Here is an 857-nt window from a genome sequence, read left to right as displayed (position 1 = left end):
CAGATTCACAATGCCGCTAAACGCGCCGCCCACTGCAGAGCCAAAATCAAACGCCGTGCTGGCGCTGTTTTTCGCCACATTCAGGGTGCCGCTGCCGGTCAGCGCATGGTTAAACAGCGCAATATCAGCCAGATTCAGGGTCGCATTGGTGATATCCACCGTGACATCACTGCCCACGCCGTTGCTGCTGGTCAGTGTCGCATTGCTGCTGTCGGTGACCTGCAAGATACCGTTGCCGATGACAGTATTGGCAAAGGTGCCGCTAAAGCCGCTCAGCGCCAGAATATCCTGCGCCCCCGCCAGCGCGATAGTGGCTGCTGCTCCCAGATTATTGATTTCGCTCACCGTCAGTTTGCTGCTGTCCGCCAGCGCATACTGGCCGAGGAAGCCGCTGTTATTGCCGGTTAACGACACATTCGCGCTATTGTTGATTTCGACAGTCGAATCTGCCACGCCACTGAGGGCGTTGGCGATAGCACCGCTGAGTCCGTTCAGCACCAGATGTGAGGTGGCGGTATCCAGATCCACCGTGGCGGTTGAGGTCCCGAGATTACTGGCCTGCGTTACCGTCAGTTCACCGGCAGCGCCAATATGATGTGCGCCGCTGAAAGTGTTGGTGCCGGTCAGGATGACGGCGGCGTTGGTATTGATGTTGCCCGTGCCGCTCAGCACATTGCCCAGTGCGCTATTCGCCCCATTCAGATTCAAATCGCCCAGCACGTTAATGGCACTGCTGCCCAGCGTACCCGCGCCGTTCAGGGTGGCAGATGCGCCCGAAGCAATCAGGGTCTGACCGCTTAAGCCGCTGTTCGCGCCACTGACCGCTAAATCGCCGCCGTTGATGTTCAACGTGCCCG

1 pseudogene is annotated in these 857 nt (G+C 58.7%); it reads right to left on the bottom strand.

The window, feature by feature from the left end:
• Positions 1–857 (bottom strand): annotated as a pseudogene (locus AACW11_RS19955) (hypothetical protein); the annotation flags it as partial.

Origin of the sequence: Yersinia sp. Marseille-Q3913 (assembly GCF_963892745.1) — a bacterium.
GTDB lineage: Bacteria > Pseudomonadota > Gammaproteobacteria > Enterobacterales > Enterobacteriaceae > Yersinia > Yersinia bercovieri.
Note: the sequence above shows the minus strand (reverse complement) of the source record. Positions and strands in the feature narration are given on the sequence as shown.